This window comes from Comamonas sp. NyZ500 (assembly GCF_016772095.1).
In the GTDB taxonomy this organism is placed as follows: Bacteria; Pseudomonadota; Gammaproteobacteria; order Burkholderiales; family Burkholderiaceae_C; genus Comamonas; species Comamonas thiooxydans.
On record NZ_JAEIJE010000005.1, the window covers coordinates 110841 to 126666 of the forward strand.

The window sequence follows — 15826 nt, forward strand, 5'->3', positions numbered from 1 at the left end:
ATACCGATGATTCAAAAGCGCAAGCAGCTATCAAAGTACATCAGCCAATGCCGCGCACGATGTTGATGGCTTCATCAACGCGCTCCACGGCATGGATGGTCAGGCCGGCGATGGGCTTCTTTGGGGCATTGGCCTTGGGAACCACGGCGATAGTGAATCCCAACTTTGCTGCTTCCTTGAGACGCTCCTGACCGCGAGGGGCGGGGCGCACCTCGCCGGCCAGACCGACTTCGCCAAACGCGATAAAGCCCTTGGGCAACGACTTTCCACGTAGACTGGAAGTGATTGCCAACATCACCGCCAGGTCAGCTGCAGGCTCATTGATGCGCACGCCACCCACGGCATTGACGAAGACATCCTGGTCGGCGCAGGCCACGCCCGCATGGCGGTTGAGCACGGCCAGCAGCATGGCCAGCCGGTCGCGGTCCAGGCCGACCGAGAGGCGGCGCGCAGCCGGGCCGCCCTGGTCCACCAGGGCCTGGATTTCCACCAGCATGGGGCGTGTGCCCTCCAGCGTCACCAGCACGCAGCTGCCGGGCACGGGTTCGCTGTGCTGGCTCAGGAAGATGGCGCTGGGGTTGGTCACGCCCTTGAGACCTTTTTCCGTCATCGCGAAGACGCCGATCTCGTTGACGGCGCCAAAGCGGTTCTTGATGGCGCGCACCAGACGGAAGTTGCTGTGCGTGTCGCCTTCGAAGTAGAGCACCGTGTCCACCATGTGCTCGAGCACGCGTGGGCCGGCCAGCGCACCGTCCTTGGTCACATGGCCCACCAGAATGATGGTGATGCCCGTGGTCTTGGCCGCGCGCGTCAGATGGGCCGCGCATTCGCGTACCTGGGCCACGGATCCCGGTGCCGAGGAGAGCTGGTCCGAATACACGGTCTGAATCGAGTCGATCACCACCACGGCGGGCTGGGTGGCCTCCACGGTGGCAAGGATTTTCTCGAGCTGGATCTCGGCCAGCACATTGACCTGGCTGTTGTCCAGCCCCAGCCGGCGCGAGCGCAGCGCCACCTGGGCGCCGCTTTCCTCGCCCGTCACATAGAGCGTGGGCAGACCGATACGATGCAATGCATCCATGGCCTGTAAAAGAAGTGTGGACTTACCAATTCCGGGGTCTCCGCCAATCAGCACCACGCCGCCCTCGACCACGCCGCCGCCCAGCACGCGGTCCAGCTCCTCGATGCCGCTGGGCGTGCGCGCCACATCCTGGGCCTCGATGGCCGACAACGGGGTGACGGGCTGGGCATTGGCCAGACCTGCATAGCCCTGGGGCTGGCTCAGGCGGTTCTTGCCGCCCGAGGCGGAGTCGGCCACGGTCTCGACCAGGGTGTTCCAGGCGCCGCAGCCCGGGCATTTGCCCAGCCAGCGCGGGCTGGTGCCGCCACAGGCGTTGCAGGTGAAAGTGGTTTTCTCTTTGGCCATGGGCGGCAACTATACCGACTGGCATGGGCGGCAATTGCTGCTGCCCATGCGGAGCTGGCGACAAATCTCAGAGCCAGTAACCATAAAAAGCGCGTGTTTATATAACTGCTCCGCATGACAGGCCGATTTAGGCTACAATTGCGCCTATCGACACAGCGACTGCTGTTGAGAAACAAATTACCGCGCGATGGAGCAGTCTGGTAGCTCGTTGGGCTCATAACCCAAAGGTCGGAGGTTCAAATCCTTCTCGCGCAACCAAACAAAAAGCCTTCTGGAAACAGAAGGCTTTTTTCGTTGTGCTCGCGCTGAAAAAGGCACATCCAGACAAAGAGATGCCGAGCAAGAGCCGCCTCGCGGCCGGGCCGCCCCGGCTAAGCCAGCGTCCCCCTCTCTTGGCGCGAAGCGCGTTGAGAGAGGGGTTTCCGGCTAGGGAGAAGGCGCGCGTGGCGCCTCAGGGGGGCTTATGGATACAGGCCGCGCGCCTCGCGGGCATGGAGAATGCGCTTGCAGGCCACGATGAAGGTGGCGGTGCGCAGTGTCACCTTGTGCTCCTGGGCCACGGCCCAGACGCCGGCAAAGGCTTCCTGCATGATGCGCACCAGACGGGCGTTGATCTCGTCTTCGGTCCAGAAGAAGCTGGAGAAATCCTGCACCCACTCGAAGTAGCTCACGGTCACGCCGCCGGCATTCGCAATCACGTCGGGCAGAACCAGCACGCCTTTTTCGCTGAGGATGTCATCGGCCTCGGGAGTGGTGGGGCCGTTGGCACCTTCGATCACGAGCTTGGCCTTGATCTGGCCGGCGTTTTCCTCGGTGATCTGGCCTTCCAGTGCCGCGGGGATCAGGATGTCGCAATCCACGCCCCAGAAGGCGGCTGCATCCATGGCTTCGCCACCGGCAAAGCCACCCACACCGCCGGTGTTGCCCACATGCTCCAGCAATGCCGTCACATCCAGGCCATTGGCGTTCTGAATGGTGCCCGTATGGTCCTGCACGGCCACGACCTTGGCTCCGGCATCGGCAAACAGCTTGCCCGCAGTGCCGCCCACATTGCCGAAGCCCTGCACGGCCACGCGTGCGCCATGCACATTCAGGCCGGTGAGCTTGGCGGCTTCCACGCCCACGGTGAACACGCCGCGGCCCGTGGCCTCGACGCGACCCAGCGAACCGCCCAGGTCCACGGGCTTGCCCGTGACCACACCGGTGGCCGTGGCGCCCGTGTTCATGGAGTAGGTGTCCATCATCCAGGCCATGACCTGGCCGTTGGTGTTCACGTCAGGTGCCGGAATGTCCTTGGTGGGGCCGATCAGCAGACCGATTTCGCTGGTATAGCGGCGTGTCAGGCGCTCCAGCTCGGCCTTGGACAGCTTTCGCGGGTCGACACGGATGCCGCCCTTGGCGCCACCGTAGGGCACGTTCACGGCTGCATTCTTGATGCTCATCCACGCCGACAGCGCCATCACTTCAGACAGCGTCACATCCTGGTGGAAGCGCACACCGCCTTTGCCGGGACCGCGGCTCAGGTTGTGCTGCACGCGGTAGCCCTCGAAGTGTGCGATACGGCCGTCGTCCATCTCGATGGGGACATCGACGACCAGGATGCGCTTGGGGCGCTTGAGTGTTTCCACCCAGCGGGCCAGCGAGCCCAGGTAGGGGGTGACACGGTCGACCTGTTGCAGATAAATGCCCCAGGGACCGAGATGATCGGGGTTGAGGTAGGAAGGCAGAGCATGCGCTGTGGACAGCGCTGAAGAGTCTTTGGCTTGCATGATGTAGGCCTGGTTGACTGAGTGGAGCAAGGTCGTTGTAAGCCCTTGCTGTCCGGGATTCACAGTGTGCGCGCGCCGAATTTTCCTGTCCAAGGCTTCTTGCTTGCGATGCTATGCATTTTGTGCATAACCATCTGAAAGCCGCTCTGGATGTGGGCCAAGCACTGAGCTGCTGACATGGAGACCGGAAATTTGCAATCATTGCCGTCATGTCTGAAAACAATGATTGCAAAAGCGGCTGGTGCGGCCCGGCACCGTTTGCCAATACCCCGCCCATAGGTCTGGCTCCCGAGCTGCAGACGCAGGACGAGGTGCTGCCCGACTGGAAGACGTTGTGTCCCGATTTGCCCGAGGACAGCTATGCCACGGCCGATGCGCTGTGGTGGTCGCGCAAACTAGGCACGGCTCAGGCCCAGGGCGCCGACGTGGCGGCGCTGATGCGCGATGCCGCCGATGCCCATGCCGTGCAAAGCGCGCTGGCGCGCACCTGGAACTGGTGGCCCGCCGATCGCGCCCCGCGCTACTGGAAGTCCGGCGGCCCGGGCCGCAACGCCGCGCTGCTGCATGTGCCGCTGCCCGAGGACGGCATTCGCCAGGGCGTGAATCCGGTGCCCGCGCCCGACACCGTCTTCAATCTGCGCTGTGCCGAGGCCGAGATCGCCCTGCGCATAGGCCGGGATGTGAGCGCCGATCAGGCCGCAGCCCTCGATTACGACAGCGCGCTGGCGCTGGTTGACGCCGCCTGCGTGGCCGTGGAATGGGTGGATGTGCGCTGGCGCGACGGCCTCAAGGCCCCGGCCCTGGCCTTGCTGGCCGACGGCCAATGCCATGGCGGACTGGCGCTGGGCGAGTGGCAGAGTGCTTCCGTCATTGCCGGCCGCGACTGGGCCCGACAGCGGTGCACGGTGACCGTAAATGACGGCCCGCCACAGCGCTTTACCGGAACGCACAGCCTGGGCGATCCGGCCTGGCTGCTGGTGGACTGGCTGCAGCATGTGGCGCGCGAATACGGCAGCGTGCCTGCCGGCACCGTGGTGACGACGGGAACCTGGTGCGGCTGCATGCCGCTTCAAGCCGGCGATCGCTTCGAGATGGAGTTCGACGGCCTGGGCGCACTGGGCTGGCAGTTCTGATCTGTCCCGGTAGTTTTCAAAAACAGGAGCTGCTAGCGCCTTTTGATGAATGATTTCAGATGCTTTTTGATCTGAAAATCATTGAGAACAAACGCTAACAGCTCTCTTTTTGAGAGCTATATGCGAGCTCTGATGGCGGCGGGAGCTGTGTGCGTCACCGGACCTTGATGTGATCCAGCGCCGGTGCCCCGGGCGGATATTTGAGCTCCAGATTGCCCAGCACCTCGCGCAACACCGTGGCCACCATCAGATTGCGGTGGGTCTTGGAGTCGGCGGGCACGATGGTCCAGGGTGCCCAGGGCGTGTGCGTGGCGCCCAGCAGCTGGCCGTAGGCCTGCTGGTAGTCGTCCCACTGGGCGCGTACCTTGAGGTCGTTCTCGTCAAACTTCCAGTGCTTGCAGGGGTCGTCCAGCCGCTGCTGCAGCCGCTCGCGCTGTTCGTCCTTGCTGATGTGCAGCATGAACTTGACGATCACCGTGCCGGTCTCGCTGAGCATGCGCTCGAAGTCGTTGATCTGCGCATAGCGCTGGTTCTGCTGCTCGGGCGTGAGCCAGCCGTTGACCACGGGCACCAGCACATCCTCGTACTGGCTGCGGTTGAAGAGCACGATCTCGCCCGCACCTGGCAACTGCTGGTGAATGCGCCACAGATAGTCATGCGCCTTCTCGGTTTCGGTGGGCGCCTTCCAGCCCACGGTGCGCACGCCCAGCGGCGACATGCGACCGAAGACTGCGCGCAGCGTGCCGTCCTTGCCCGCGGCATCCATGCCCTGCAGGATGACCAGCAGCTTGAAACGCCGGTCGGCATAGAAAATATTCTGCAGCCCGTCCAGAGCCTCGGCCAGCTGGTTCACGCTGTCCTTGTCATATTGCTTGCCCTTGTCGGAGGAGAAGGGCTTGGCGGACGGGTCGAACTTCTGCAACTCCACTGCGGGCCGAGGGTGTCCGGTGGTCAAACGACTGTCTCGTGGCTGACCCGGTTGCCAGGGCTGCCATAGCTTGCGCAGCGCCTTGTCCTTGGTCTCGAAAGGATAGACCAAGGACAAGGCGGGCGCTTTTGCCGTGGGCGCAGCGGTCCGGCTCACGGTTTTGGCGGCGGGCTTTTTGCGCGACACAGGCCGGGAGGGCGATGGCTTGGCTGCCTTGGTGGCCTGTACCGATTCGCTGGTCGGAAACGGCAGGCGCTTGCGCGCTGGCTGGCGATCGGGTTCGGCCTGCGCGGCAGACGAGGTAGCGGGGGCGGCTTTGGCGGGCTGACGGGGCATGTATTGAAACTCCTGTGCAGTGCAAATTTATTCGCTATGGAATGACTAGCGGCTGGCGCTTGTACATTCTGCTCCTTAAGCTTTTTTGTCTTCAAGACCAGATGTTGGAGGCCAGCCCATGGAGGCTCAGCGCTCGCGCAGCAGTTGCACAAAGCGCCTAGCCGCCAGACCCTGGGCCCGCTCCTTGGACCAGACCCAGTCCACGAACAAGGTCGTGCCGTTGCTGATGTTGAGCACGGGAATTTCCATCAGCGCACCGCTGCCGATATGCGACTCCACCAGGCCCTTGGGCAGCCAGCCCCAGGCCAGACCTGCGCCTATCAGCGAAAGCGCTGCCTGGTGGCTGTCCGTGCGCCAGAGCTGGCGCGCAAACACAAAGCGCGGGTCTGTCTGCTGCGGGTCGCGGCTGGCCACCAGTACCTGACGCGTGGCAGCCAGTTGTTCCACCGTGAGCTGTGGCCGTGTGGTGCGGCCCTGCTCATGCTCGGCCAGCGCCTGCTGCCAGAGCTCGAACTGCGGCGACATCACGGCCACCAGCGTCTCGCGGCCCATTTCCTGGAAACCCTCGCGCCCGTCAATGGCGGGCCGCTCGAACACCAGGGCCAGATGGGCGCGGCCGGCATGCAAAAGCTCCAGCGCATCTGCCTGGGGCGCTGCCAGCACCTCAATCGGCAGCGCGGGAAACTCGCGCACCAGCCGGTTCAGCGGTTCGCTCCAGTGCGTGGCCAGCAGTTCGGGGGCGATGGCCAGCGTCAGCCTTTCCTCCAGCCCGGCATGCAGCGCCTGAGCCTGCCAGTTCAGCAACTGCAACTGCTCGGCCAGCAGGCGCGCCTGCGGCTCGAGCGCGCGGGCGGCGGCGCTGGGCACGGGCTCGCGTCCGCTGCGGTCAAACAGCTGCAGGTCCAGCTCTGCCTCCAACTGGGCAATGGCCATGCTGACGGCCGAGGGCACACGCCCCAGCTTGCGTGCAGCCGCTGAGAAAGAGCCGGCATCGAGCACGGCAAGAAACAGCGGAACCTGGTCGGCGCTAAAGGGCATGGTGTCGATCTGTCAGAAAAATTGAAAGGAACTGACTTTTATCTTCAATTTATAGAACATACACTGCAGCCCATGTCTCAACAAGCCTCAGCGATGGCATCCGCTTCTTCCTCTGCCGTTTCTCTCAAAAATACCGCCGCTTTTGCCACCCCCGCCAAGGCCAAGGGCCTTCAAGGTCCCAAACGTCGCATCCTCTATGTGGGTCTGTACGAAATCATTGCCATCATCGTCTCCAGCCTGATCTTCATGGCCATCGGCCAGAAGGCCAGCGATTCCGGCGTCATGGCCGTGGCTGCCTCGGTGATCGCGATCTGCTGGAATCTGAGCTTCAACCACCTGTTCGAGAAATGGGAATCGCGCCAGAGTGTCAAGGGCCGCTCCCTGATGCGCCGCGTGGTGCATGCCATCGGTTTCGAAGGCGGCATCGCCGCCATGTTGATCCCGCTGATGGCCTGGTGGTTCGGCATCTCGCTGTGGGAAGCTGCAGTGATGGAAGCCGGTCTGCTGGTGTTCTTCATGGTCTACACCTTTGCCTTCAACTGGGCCTTTGACCGCATCTTCGGCTTGCCGGCTTCGGCCCAGGCCGTGGCTGCATGACCTGAGTCAGATATGTCTCTGGCGCTTTTCCATGAAGCGTGAATAGCTATGAAAAAAGCGTGTTCCTGTCAAACAGGAACACGCTTTTTTTGGAGGGGGCTGATGTAGCGGTCAGCGAAGAATGCTGAGCATGGCCTGCAGCACAAAGGCGTTGATGATGTCGATGAAGAAGGCTCCGACCAGGGGCACGATCAGAAAGGCCTTGTGCGAAGGACCGTACTGGTTGGTGATGGCCTGCATATTGGCCACGGCCGTGGGCGTGGCCCCCATGCCGAAGCCGCAGTGGCCGGCGGCCAGCACGGCGGCGTCATAGTTCTTGCCCATGATGCGGAAGGTCACGAAGGCCGCATACAGCGTCATGACGATGGCTTGCGCGGCCAGAATGACCATCAGCGGGCCGGCCAGGTCGGTCAGCTCCCACAGCTTGAGCGACAGCAGCGCGATGGCCAGATACATGGACAGCGAGGCATTGCCGAAGACGTCGATGGCGCGGTCAAAGACCTTGAAGCCAAACATATAGTCCAGCACGTTGCGGATGATCACGCCTCCCCCCAGCGCCCAGACAAAGGTAGGCAGCTGGATGACCGTTCCCATGGTCAGGCCAGTCATGAATTCGGCAAAGGCCAGGCAGCCAGCGAAGAGGGCCAGTGTTTCCACTGCAGCATCGGCCGTGATCAGGCGCGGTGCCTTGTTGGGCGACTCGAAGTTGGCGACCTCGCTGCCTTCGCTGACCGTGGGCGCATCGGCGCGCAGCTGCTCGGACTCGGTCAGCGGCTGGGCCAACTGATGGCGCGTGATCAGTCGCTTGGCCAGCGGGCCACCCACCAGGCCGCCGATGATCAGGCCGAAAGTGGCGCAGGCAATGCCCAGGGTGGTGGCTCCCGTGAGACCGTATTGGTTTTCCAGCACCGAGCCCCAGGCTCCGGCCGTACCGTGACCGCCCACCAGCGTGATGGAGCCCGCGACCAGGCCGATCAGCGGGTCCAGTCCCAGCACGGACGCCAGACTCACGCCCACGATGTTCTGCATGATGATGAAGACGGCAATCACGCCCAGGAAGAGGAACAGCGCAGAGCCGCCCTCACGCAGCTTCGCGAAGTTCGCACTCAGGCCGATGGACGAGAAGAACACCAGCATGAACGCCGACTGCAGACTGCCCTCGAAGCTCAGCGCCAGTCCCGTGGTCTGATGCAGCATGAAGATGATGGCCGCCACGACCAGGCCGCCGGAGACAGGCTCGGGAATATTGAAGTCGCGCAGAAAGCGGATATGTCTTGTCATGAGCTTGCCAAGCATGAGCACAAGCACGGCCATGATGAGGGTGTAGTACGCGCCGAAGGTCACGTTCATAGGATCTCCTGGGTGTTCCATGCGAGGGCTGAATGGCCTGCCCGGTCATGGCTGGCAATCGGCTGTGCACGGCTGAGCACATGGACCAGACATTTGCTGTCGATGGTGCCAAAGACTCAAAGATAGGGGCTGTAGGTGCTTGTCCACTCATGGCAGGCGGACCCGTCGGTGCCGGGCTGCCTGAGAGCAGGAAAGCGGTGTGCGCCATTCCTTGCGGATGCGCACCATGTCGGGAATATGCTTGAAATGAGATGGTTGCATTCGTGTTTTGCGAAATTACCTTTTGCCCTGCTCCTGTTTTTGGGGTGTGGAAAGTCGAATCTGCTATAGCCATTCGCATAGAGCTCTCCTGCACAGCCGCGGGGCAAAGCGCCTTGAAGCCCCGATTGCCCGCCCTCGCCGTAGAATGATGGGCTTCACCCCGAGGAGCGCTGCAGCCGGTCATCCCAGAGATGTTTGACCCGTCAGGCTCGGGGTCGCAGATCTGGTTGACGATCTGCTGGCACTCACAACGGCGCTCACCTGTTTTCGATTCTGTTTCTGGTTTTCACACAGGTGAGCTGATGTCCGCTGCTACCCCTTCCACTGCCATTCCTCCCATGCGCCTGTCCGGCCTGGAGCCCGTCTTCATCGGCGATGAGACGCTGTTCGTCAACGTGGGCGAGCGCACCAACGTCACCGGCTCCAAGGCCTTTGCGCGCCTGATCCTCAACGAGCAGTACGAAGAGGCTCTGGCCGTGGCGCGCCAGCAGGTGGAAAACGGCGCCCAGGTCATCGATGTGAACATGGACGAGGCCATGCTGGACAGCAAGGCCGCCATGGTGCGTTTTCTGAACCTGATTGCCTCCGAGCCCGATATCGCCAAGGTGCCGGTGATGGTGGACAGCTCCAAGTGGGACGTGATCGAGGCCGGCCTGCGCTGCCTGCAGGGCAAGGGCATCGTCAACTCGATCTCCATGAAGGAGGGCGTCGAGGAGTTCAAGAAGCACGCCAAGCTGGTCAAGCGCTATGGCGCTGCCGCCGTGGTGATGGCGTTTGACGAAAAAGGCCAGGCCGACACCTTTGCGCGCAAGATCGAGATCTGCGAACGCGCCTACCGCATTCTGGTCGACGAAGTGGGCTTCCCGCCCGAGGACATCATCTTCGACCCCAACATCTTTGCCGTGGCCACCGGCATCGAAGAGCACAACAACTACGGCGTCGATTTCATCGAGGCCGTACGCTGGATCAAGCAGAACCTGCCCGGTGCCAAGGTCTCTGGCGGCGTCTCCAATGTCTCGTTCTCGTTCCGTGGCAACGACCCCGTGCGCGAGGCCATCCACACGGTGTTCCTCTATCACGCGATTGCGGCGGGCATGGACATGGGCATCGTCAATGCCGGCATGGTCGGTGTGTACGATGACCTGGAGCCCCAGTTGCGCGAACGCGTGGAGGACGTGGTGCTCAACCGCCGCCCCGATGCGGCCGAGCGCCTGCTCGAGATCGCCGACAGCGCCAAGGGCGCGGCCAAGGACGACAGCAAGAAGCTCGAGTGGCGCGGCACGCCGGAGGCACCGAAGACCGTGGGTGAGCGTCTGTCGCACGCCTTGGTGCACGGCATCACCGACTTCATCACCGAAGACACCGAAGAGGCCTACCAGCAGATCGTGGTGCAGGGCGGCGGTCGCCCGCTGCACGTGATCGAAGGCCCGCTGATGGATGGCATGAATATCGTCGGCGACCTGTTCGGCGCAGGCAAGATGTTCCTGCCCCAGGTGGTCAAGTCCGCGCGCGTGATGAAGCAGGCCGTGGCCCACCTGGTGCCCTATATCGAGGAAGAGAAGCGCCAGCAGGAAGCGGCGGGCATGGACGTGACCAGCAAGGGCAAGATCGTCATCGCCACCGTCAAGGGCGATGTGCACGATATCGGCAAGAACATCGTCACCGTGGTCCTGCAGTGCAACAACTTCGAGGTCATCAACATGGGCGTGATGGTGCCCTGCCACGAGATCCTGGCGCGTGCCAAGGCCGAGGGCGCGGACATCATCGGCCTGTCGGGACTGATCACTCCCAGTCTCGAAGAGATGCAGTATGTGGCCGGCGAGATGGACAAGGACGACTACTTCCGCATCAAGAAGATTCCGCTGCTGATCGGCGGCGCGACCTGCTCGCGTGTGCATACGGCCGTGAAGATTGCCCCCAAGTACGACGGCCCCGTGGTCTATGTGCCCGATGCCTCGCGCTCGGTCAGCGTGGCGCAGAGCCTGCTTGGCGACGGCAAGCAGGCCTATCTGGACGAGCTGAGCGCCGACTACGACAAGGTGCGCACCCAGCATGCCAACAAGAAGAAGACGCCGCTGTGGACGCTGGAGCAGGCCAGAGCCAATGCCGCCGTGGTGGGCCATGCGCCTGTGGTGCCGCGCACCCTGGGCCGCCGCGTGTTCAAGAACTTCGACCTGGCCGAAATTGCCCTGTACATCGACTGGGGCCCGTTCTTCCAGACCTGGGATCTGGCGGGTCCCTACCCGGCCATCCTCGACGATGAGGTCGTGGGCGTGGAGGCGCGCAAGGTGCTGGCCGATGCCAAGCTCATGCTGCAGAAGATCATCGACGGCCGCTGGCTGCAGGCCAATGGCGTGATGGGCCTGTTCCCCGCCAATCGCGTGGGCGACGACATCGTGTTCTACACCGACGAATCGCGCAGCCAGGTGCTGACCACCTGGTACGGCATGCGCCAGCAGACCGAAAAGCAGGCCGTGGACGGCCCGGATGGCCGGCCCGTGATGCGCCCCAGCCGCTGCCTGGCCGATTTTGTGGCCGCCAAGGAGTCGGGCATTGCCGACTATGCCGGCCTGTTTGCCGTGACCGCCGGCATCGGCGCCGAGAAGAAGGACAAGGAATTCGAAGCCGCGCTGGACGACTACAGCGGCATCATGTTCAAGGCCCTGGCCGACCGCCTGGCCGAAGCCTTTGCCGAATGCCTGCACCAGCGCGTGCGCAAGGATCTGTGGGGCTATGCCGAAGACGAGGACCTGAGCAACGAGGAGCTCATCAAGGAAGCCTACAAGGGCATTCGCCCCGCGCCCGGCTACCCTGCCTGCCCCGATCACACGGCCAAGATCGACCTGTTCAAGGCGCTGCAGGCCGATGAGATCGGCATGACGCTGACCGAGAGCCTGGCCATGAACCCCGCATCCAGCGTGAGCGGCTTCTACATCGGCAACCCCGAGGCCAGCTACTTCAACGTGGGCCAGATCGGCGAAGACCAGCTCGCCGACATGGCCCAGCGACGTGGCATGGATGTCGAGGAACTGCGCCGCTATCTGGCGCCGAATCTGGGCTGAACCAGCTTCGAGATCGCACTTCGCAAATGAAAAAAGCCAGGGACGCCCCTGGCTTTTTGGTTTGGAGAGCGTTGCTCAGAGGTGTTGCTTGAGCACGGGGGCGAGCGTGGCACGCAGTCGGTCGCCGGGCTCCTCGGTCTCGGTCGCACGGATTTCCAGCGAGCGTTCCACCATGCCTATATGTTCCAGCAGCAGCGCCTTGGCACCCTCGGTGTCGCCGCGTTCCAGGGCGGCCACGATGCGTTCGTGCTCGGCGCAGGACTGGCTGGCGCTGTGCGTGGATTGGTAGAGCGTGGCAGCCAGGGTGGTGCGTGCCGTCAGATCGCGCAGCGTGTCGGCCAGCAGCCTGTGGCCCATCTGTTCGGCCAGGCAGACATGGAAATCCGCAAGCAGAAAGGCACGCGTGGCGCTGTCCGCCCCGGCGATGGCTTTCTGCTCCTGGGCGATATGGCGGCGCAGTCTGGTGATGACGCGCTGCAGCGGCTTGCCGGCTTCCTGCAATATGCCGGTCTCGATGATCCGCCGTGCAGAGAATGCATCCATGGCCTCGGCAGCCGAGGGCTGGACCACGTACCAGCCCCTGCGGGCCTGGACCTGGACAAAGCCGCGAGCCTGCAGCTGCATCAGCGCTTCGCGCACCACGGTGCGGCTGACGTCGAAATTGTTGGCAAGCTCCTGCTCCCCCAGCCGCTCCCCGGGTGCCAGTTTCTGGGCCAGGATGGCTTCGACGACGCGTTCCGCGATGTGCTGTGGAGAGGCAGGAGTCATTGCTTGGTTCAGTGGCTGGAGTGAGGGATGGGGACTACGACAGGCGGCACGATAGCAGATGCATGGTCTTCTTCTTCGGTCAGTGGCTCGGCCTTGCCGTCAAGTACCGCATGGGCACGTTCGCGGTCGATGTCTCCCTCCCAGGCAGCAATCGCCACGGTGGCCACGCAGTTGCCGATCAGATTGCCCAGGGCGCGTGCAATGCCCATGAACCAGTCCACCGACAGCACCAGCACCAGGCCGATTGCAGGGATGGCGGGAATGGCATGCAGGGTGGCTGCCAGCACCACGATGGCCGAGCCCGGTACCCCGTGTGCGCCCTTGGAGGTCACCAGCGCGATGGCCAGAATGGTCAGCAGGTCGGACATGCTGATCGGGGTGTTGGTGGCCTGGGCGATGAAGACCGCAGCCAGTGTGATGTAGATGGAAAACGCGTCCAGGTTGAACGAGTAGCCGGTGGGAATCACCAGGCCCACGGTGGAGTCGCGCACACCCATGTTGCGCAGCTTGGCCATGATCTGGGGCAGCACGCTGTCGGAGGAGGTGGTCGCGAAGACGATGGTCAGCTCCTCGCGCAGATAGCGCAGCAGCTTGATCAGGCTGAAGCCCGACAGGCGCATCACCAGACCCAGCACCACGAACACGAAGATCAGCACCGAGACGTAGAACAGCGCCACCAGCATGCCCAACTGCTTGAGCGAGCCTATGCCGTATTGGCCCACGGTGAAGGCGATGGCGCCCAGCACGCCCAGCGGTGCCAGCTTGATGATGATGCCCATGACCTTGAACAGAGCCATGGACAAGGCGTCCACCAGCGCGGAGACGGGCTTGCCGCGTTCTCCCAGCATGGTCAGCGCGCAGCCGAACAGCACGGCGAACAGCAGTACCTGCAGCACGTCGCCCTTGGCGAAGGCTTCCACCACGGTGGTGGGAATGAGCTTCATCAGGAAATCCACCGTGCCGCCGCTGGTCAGCTTGTCGGCATTGCTGGCATAGGCCGCCATGGCCGAGGCATCGAGCTTGCTGGTGTCCACGTTCATGCCCACGCCGGGCTCGAAGACAAAGGCCAGCACCAGGCCCATACCCAGGGCGATGGTGGTCAGAACCTCGAAATAGATCAGGGCCTTGACGCCCACGCGGCCTACGCGCTTGAGGTCGCCTGCACCGGCAATGCCGTGCACGACCACGCAGAACACCAGTATGGGGATGATCATCTTGATGAGCTTGATGAAGCCATCGCCCAGGGGTTTGAGTTTCACGGCCCATTCAGGAGCCAGTAGTCCGGCGAGCACACCCAGTATGAGTGCGATCACCACCTGTCCGAACAGTGATCTGACAAAGCGGCGCATAGTCGTCTTTCGCAAGTTGTGGAATCTTGTATGCAAGTTGTCTGCAACTTGCATACAAGAATGTAGGCAAGCGAAAGGCGTGCCAGCAGAGGGTATTCCTGCAGATTTGTGTAAATTAGGGGAGGATCAGCCCTGACTTTCACGTATGAAATAAAAGGGCGTTCCGCCTTGGTGCGAGAGGAGGCGCCAGTGTGCACGCGCGTGGTGCGCGGGCTTTGAGCATGCCCAAAGCCAGGGCATGGCGCTTACAGCAGCGGGCTCAGGGCGCCCAGCAGGTTGTCCCAGATGCGCTTCCACCAGGGAGCCGAATGCACCTGTGCCAGCGTCACCACATCGGATTCGTGCAGATAGCTCTGTTGCCGATGCCGGATGGCCTCGGTGATGGCTTCGTCGTGCAGCAATACATTGTTTTCAAAGTTCAGGTCAAAGCTGCGCAGATCGAGATTCGTGGAGCCGATCAGGCTGACCGATCCGTCCAGACACAGGGTCTTGGCATGCAGCAGGCCGGGGCGGAATTCGTGGATATGGACCCCGGCGCTCAGCAGCCGCCAGTAATGGCTGCGGCTGACGGCACCGACTATCCATGAGTCATTGCGGGCGGGCAGGATCAGTGTGACCTGCACCTGGCGCAGCGCGGCGGCGCACAAGGCATCTAGCACCGTGCTGTCGGGTACGAAGTAGGGGGTGGAGATCACGACCTCGCGCTGCGCACAGGCCAGCAGGCTGGCAACCAGCTGGGGTGTAGAGCGTGCTCTTTCCGTCGGCCCTTCGGCAATCGCAACGGCATGGAAGCCGTCGTCAGCGGCAGCGCCGGTCTCGGTTGTCGGTGGTGCAAGGCACGCATCAGACTGCGCCCAGTCGCTGGCAAAAGCCTGCTGCATCTGCATGACCACCGGACCCTGCAGGCGCAGCATGATGTCCACCCAGGGGGCATAGCGAGCCTTGATGCGAAAGCCTTCGTCGGCGCAGTTCTGGCTGCCGCAATAGTTGATCCTGCCGTCTATGAGCGTGATCTTGCGGTGGTTGCGCAGGTCGATGCGGCTGGTCAGCATGACTTTGAGCAGATTGCTGATGGGCAGGGCAATCGCCAGGTGCACGCCGGCCTGCCGCATCTGCTGCCACAGTGGCGAGCGCGTCAGTGCGCGCGAGCCCAGACCGTCGACCATGGCCCGGCAGGTCACGCCGCGCTGCGCGGCACGCATCAGGGCATGGGCCACATCGGTGCCGGTGCTGTCGTCCAGCCAGATGTAGTACAGCACATTGATCTCGTGGCGCGCGGCATCCATGTCGGCCAGCATCTGCGCACGGGCATGCGCGCCATCGCGCATGAGCTCGGCCCTGTGGCCGGGCAGCGGTACAAAGCCGTTGATGGACGAGGCATAGCGGAAGGCCGGCAGCCATTGATCGGGAATGGCGGGTCGTGCCTGCGACATGGGGCCGGGTGCGGACGCAAGGGCGCTGCCCCGGGTCTGACAGAACTCGCGCACATTGAGCCTTCTGCGGCCTGGTACACGGCCCAGGGCCACTTCCCCAAACAGGTAGTACAGCAGGCAACTCACATAGGGCAGCAGCACGATGACCATGAGCCAGGCCAGCCGCACATCGGGCCGCATGTCTCTGCGCAGCAGAATGCGCAGGCCGAAGCCGGCAATCAGCAATACATGAAGAGTCAGCAGCAGCCAGGTCATGAATCAGTGCAGCAACGATGGACCTTGTCGAGCATAACGGGCTCAGGCCTGAGCACAAGCTGCCCGTCGTGGTTCTCATGAAACAGGCGCAAAGACCTTGATGGATCAACGCATGCTGCTA

11 protein-coding genes, 1 tRNA gene and 1 riboswitch are annotated in these 15826 nt (G+C 63.0%); of the genes, 4 read left to right on the plus strand and 8 right to left on the minus strand.

The genetic code is table 11. The annotated features are described in order from the left end of the window. Positions 1–40: 40 nt before the first annotated feature. Entirely contained in the window at positions 41–1426 is a 1386-nt protein-coding gene (radA, locus tag JAO85_RS10190; protein WP_012836620.1) for a DNA repair protein RadA, read from the minus strand. Between the two features lie 181 nt (positions 1427–1607). Between radA and JAO85_RS10195 the strand changes: the two genes are divergently transcribed. Further along, positions 1608–1684, plus strand: a tRNA-Met gene (locus JAO85_RS10195). A gap of 203 nt (positions 1685–1887) precedes the next feature. Here JAO85_RS10195 and JAO85_RS10200 read toward each other — a convergent pair. Beyond that, on the minus strand, positions 1888–3195 hold the full coding sequence (locus tag JAO85_RS10200; protein ID WP_012836621.1) for a Glu/Leu/Phe/Val dehydrogenase: 1308 nt from the start codon (positions 3193–3195) through the stop codon (positions 1888–1890). 209 nt (positions 3196–3404) lie between these two features. Here JAO85_RS10200 and JAO85_RS10205 point away from each other — a divergent pair, with 209 nt between their 5' ends. After that, positions 3405–4328: a fumarylacetoacetate hydrolase family protein gene (locus JAO85_RS10205; RefSeq protein ID WP_202788009.1), complete on the plus strand. Its 924-nt coding sequence runs from the start codon at positions 3405–3407 to the stop codon at positions 4326–4328. A gap of 154 nt (positions 4329–4482) precedes the next feature. Here the strand turns inward: JAO85_RS10205 and JAO85_RS10210 are convergent, their stop codons facing one another. Both JAO85_RS10210 and JAO85_RS10215 read right to left on the minus strand, forming a co-directional pair. Further along, positions 4483–5592: a PPK2 family polyphosphate kinase gene (locus tag JAO85_RS10210; RefSeq protein WP_172415262.1), complete on the minus strand. Its 1110-nt coding sequence runs from the start codon at positions 5590–5592 to the stop codon at positions 4483–4485. Positions 5593–5718: 126 nt separating this feature from the next. Next, positions 5719–6630 (minus strand): LysR family transcriptional regulator, encoded by a 912-nt coding sequence (locus JAO85_RS10215; RefSeq protein ID WP_202788010.1) that lies wholly within the window; start codon positions 6628–6630, stop codon positions 5719–5721. Positions 6631–6723: 93 nt separating this feature from the next. Between JAO85_RS10215 and JAO85_RS10220 the strand changes: the two genes are divergently transcribed. Further along, positions 6724–7227, plus strand: coding sequence for a PACE efflux transporter (locus JAO85_RS10220; protein WP_003069587.1), 504 nt, complete (start codon positions 6724–6726; stop codon positions 7225–7227). Positions 7228–7338: 111 nt separating this feature from the next. Here JAO85_RS10220 and gltS read toward each other — a convergent pair whose 3' ends face one another. Further along, on the minus strand, positions 7339–8577 hold the full coding sequence (gltS, locus tag JAO85_RS10225; protein WP_003069585.1) for a sodium/glutamate symporter: 1239 nt from the start codon (positions 8575–8577) through the stop codon (positions 7339–7341). A 417-nt stretch (positions 8578–8994) separates the two neighbouring features. After that, positions 8995–9104, plus strand: a riboswitch (S-adenosyl-L-homocysteine riboswitch). Between the two features lie 36 nt (positions 9105–9140). Between gltS and metH the strand changes: the two genes are divergently transcribed. Continuing rightward, entirely contained in the window at positions 9141–11900 is a 2760-nt protein-coding gene (gene metH, locus JAO85_RS10230) for a methionine synthase (RefSeq protein ID WP_202788011.1), read from the plus strand. A gap of 75 nt (positions 11901–11975) precedes the next feature. On the opposite strand, the gene JAO85_RS10235 is transcribed toward metH, so the two are convergent. The 3 genes from JAO85_RS10235 to cls form a co-directional block, all read right to left on the minus strand. Next, positions 11976–12668: a GntR family transcriptional regulator gene (locus JAO85_RS10235; protein WP_012836626.1), complete on the minus strand. Its 693-nt coding sequence runs from the start codon at positions 12666–12668 to the stop codon at positions 11976–11978. A gap of 8 nt (positions 12669–12676) precedes the next feature. Next, positions 12677–14017: a C4-dicarboxylate transporter DctA gene (locus JAO85_RS10240; protein ID WP_003069580.1), complete on the minus strand. Its 1341-nt coding sequence runs from the start codon at positions 14015–14017 to the stop codon at positions 12677–12679. A gap of 245 nt (positions 14018–14262) precedes the next feature. Continuing rightward, a complete protein-coding gene (gene cls / locus JAO85_RS10245; RefSeq protein ID WP_039049362.1) occupies positions 14263–15705 on the minus strand; it encodes a cardiolipin synthase in 1443 nt (480 codons plus the stop codon). Positions 15706–15826: the final 121 nt, after the last annotated feature.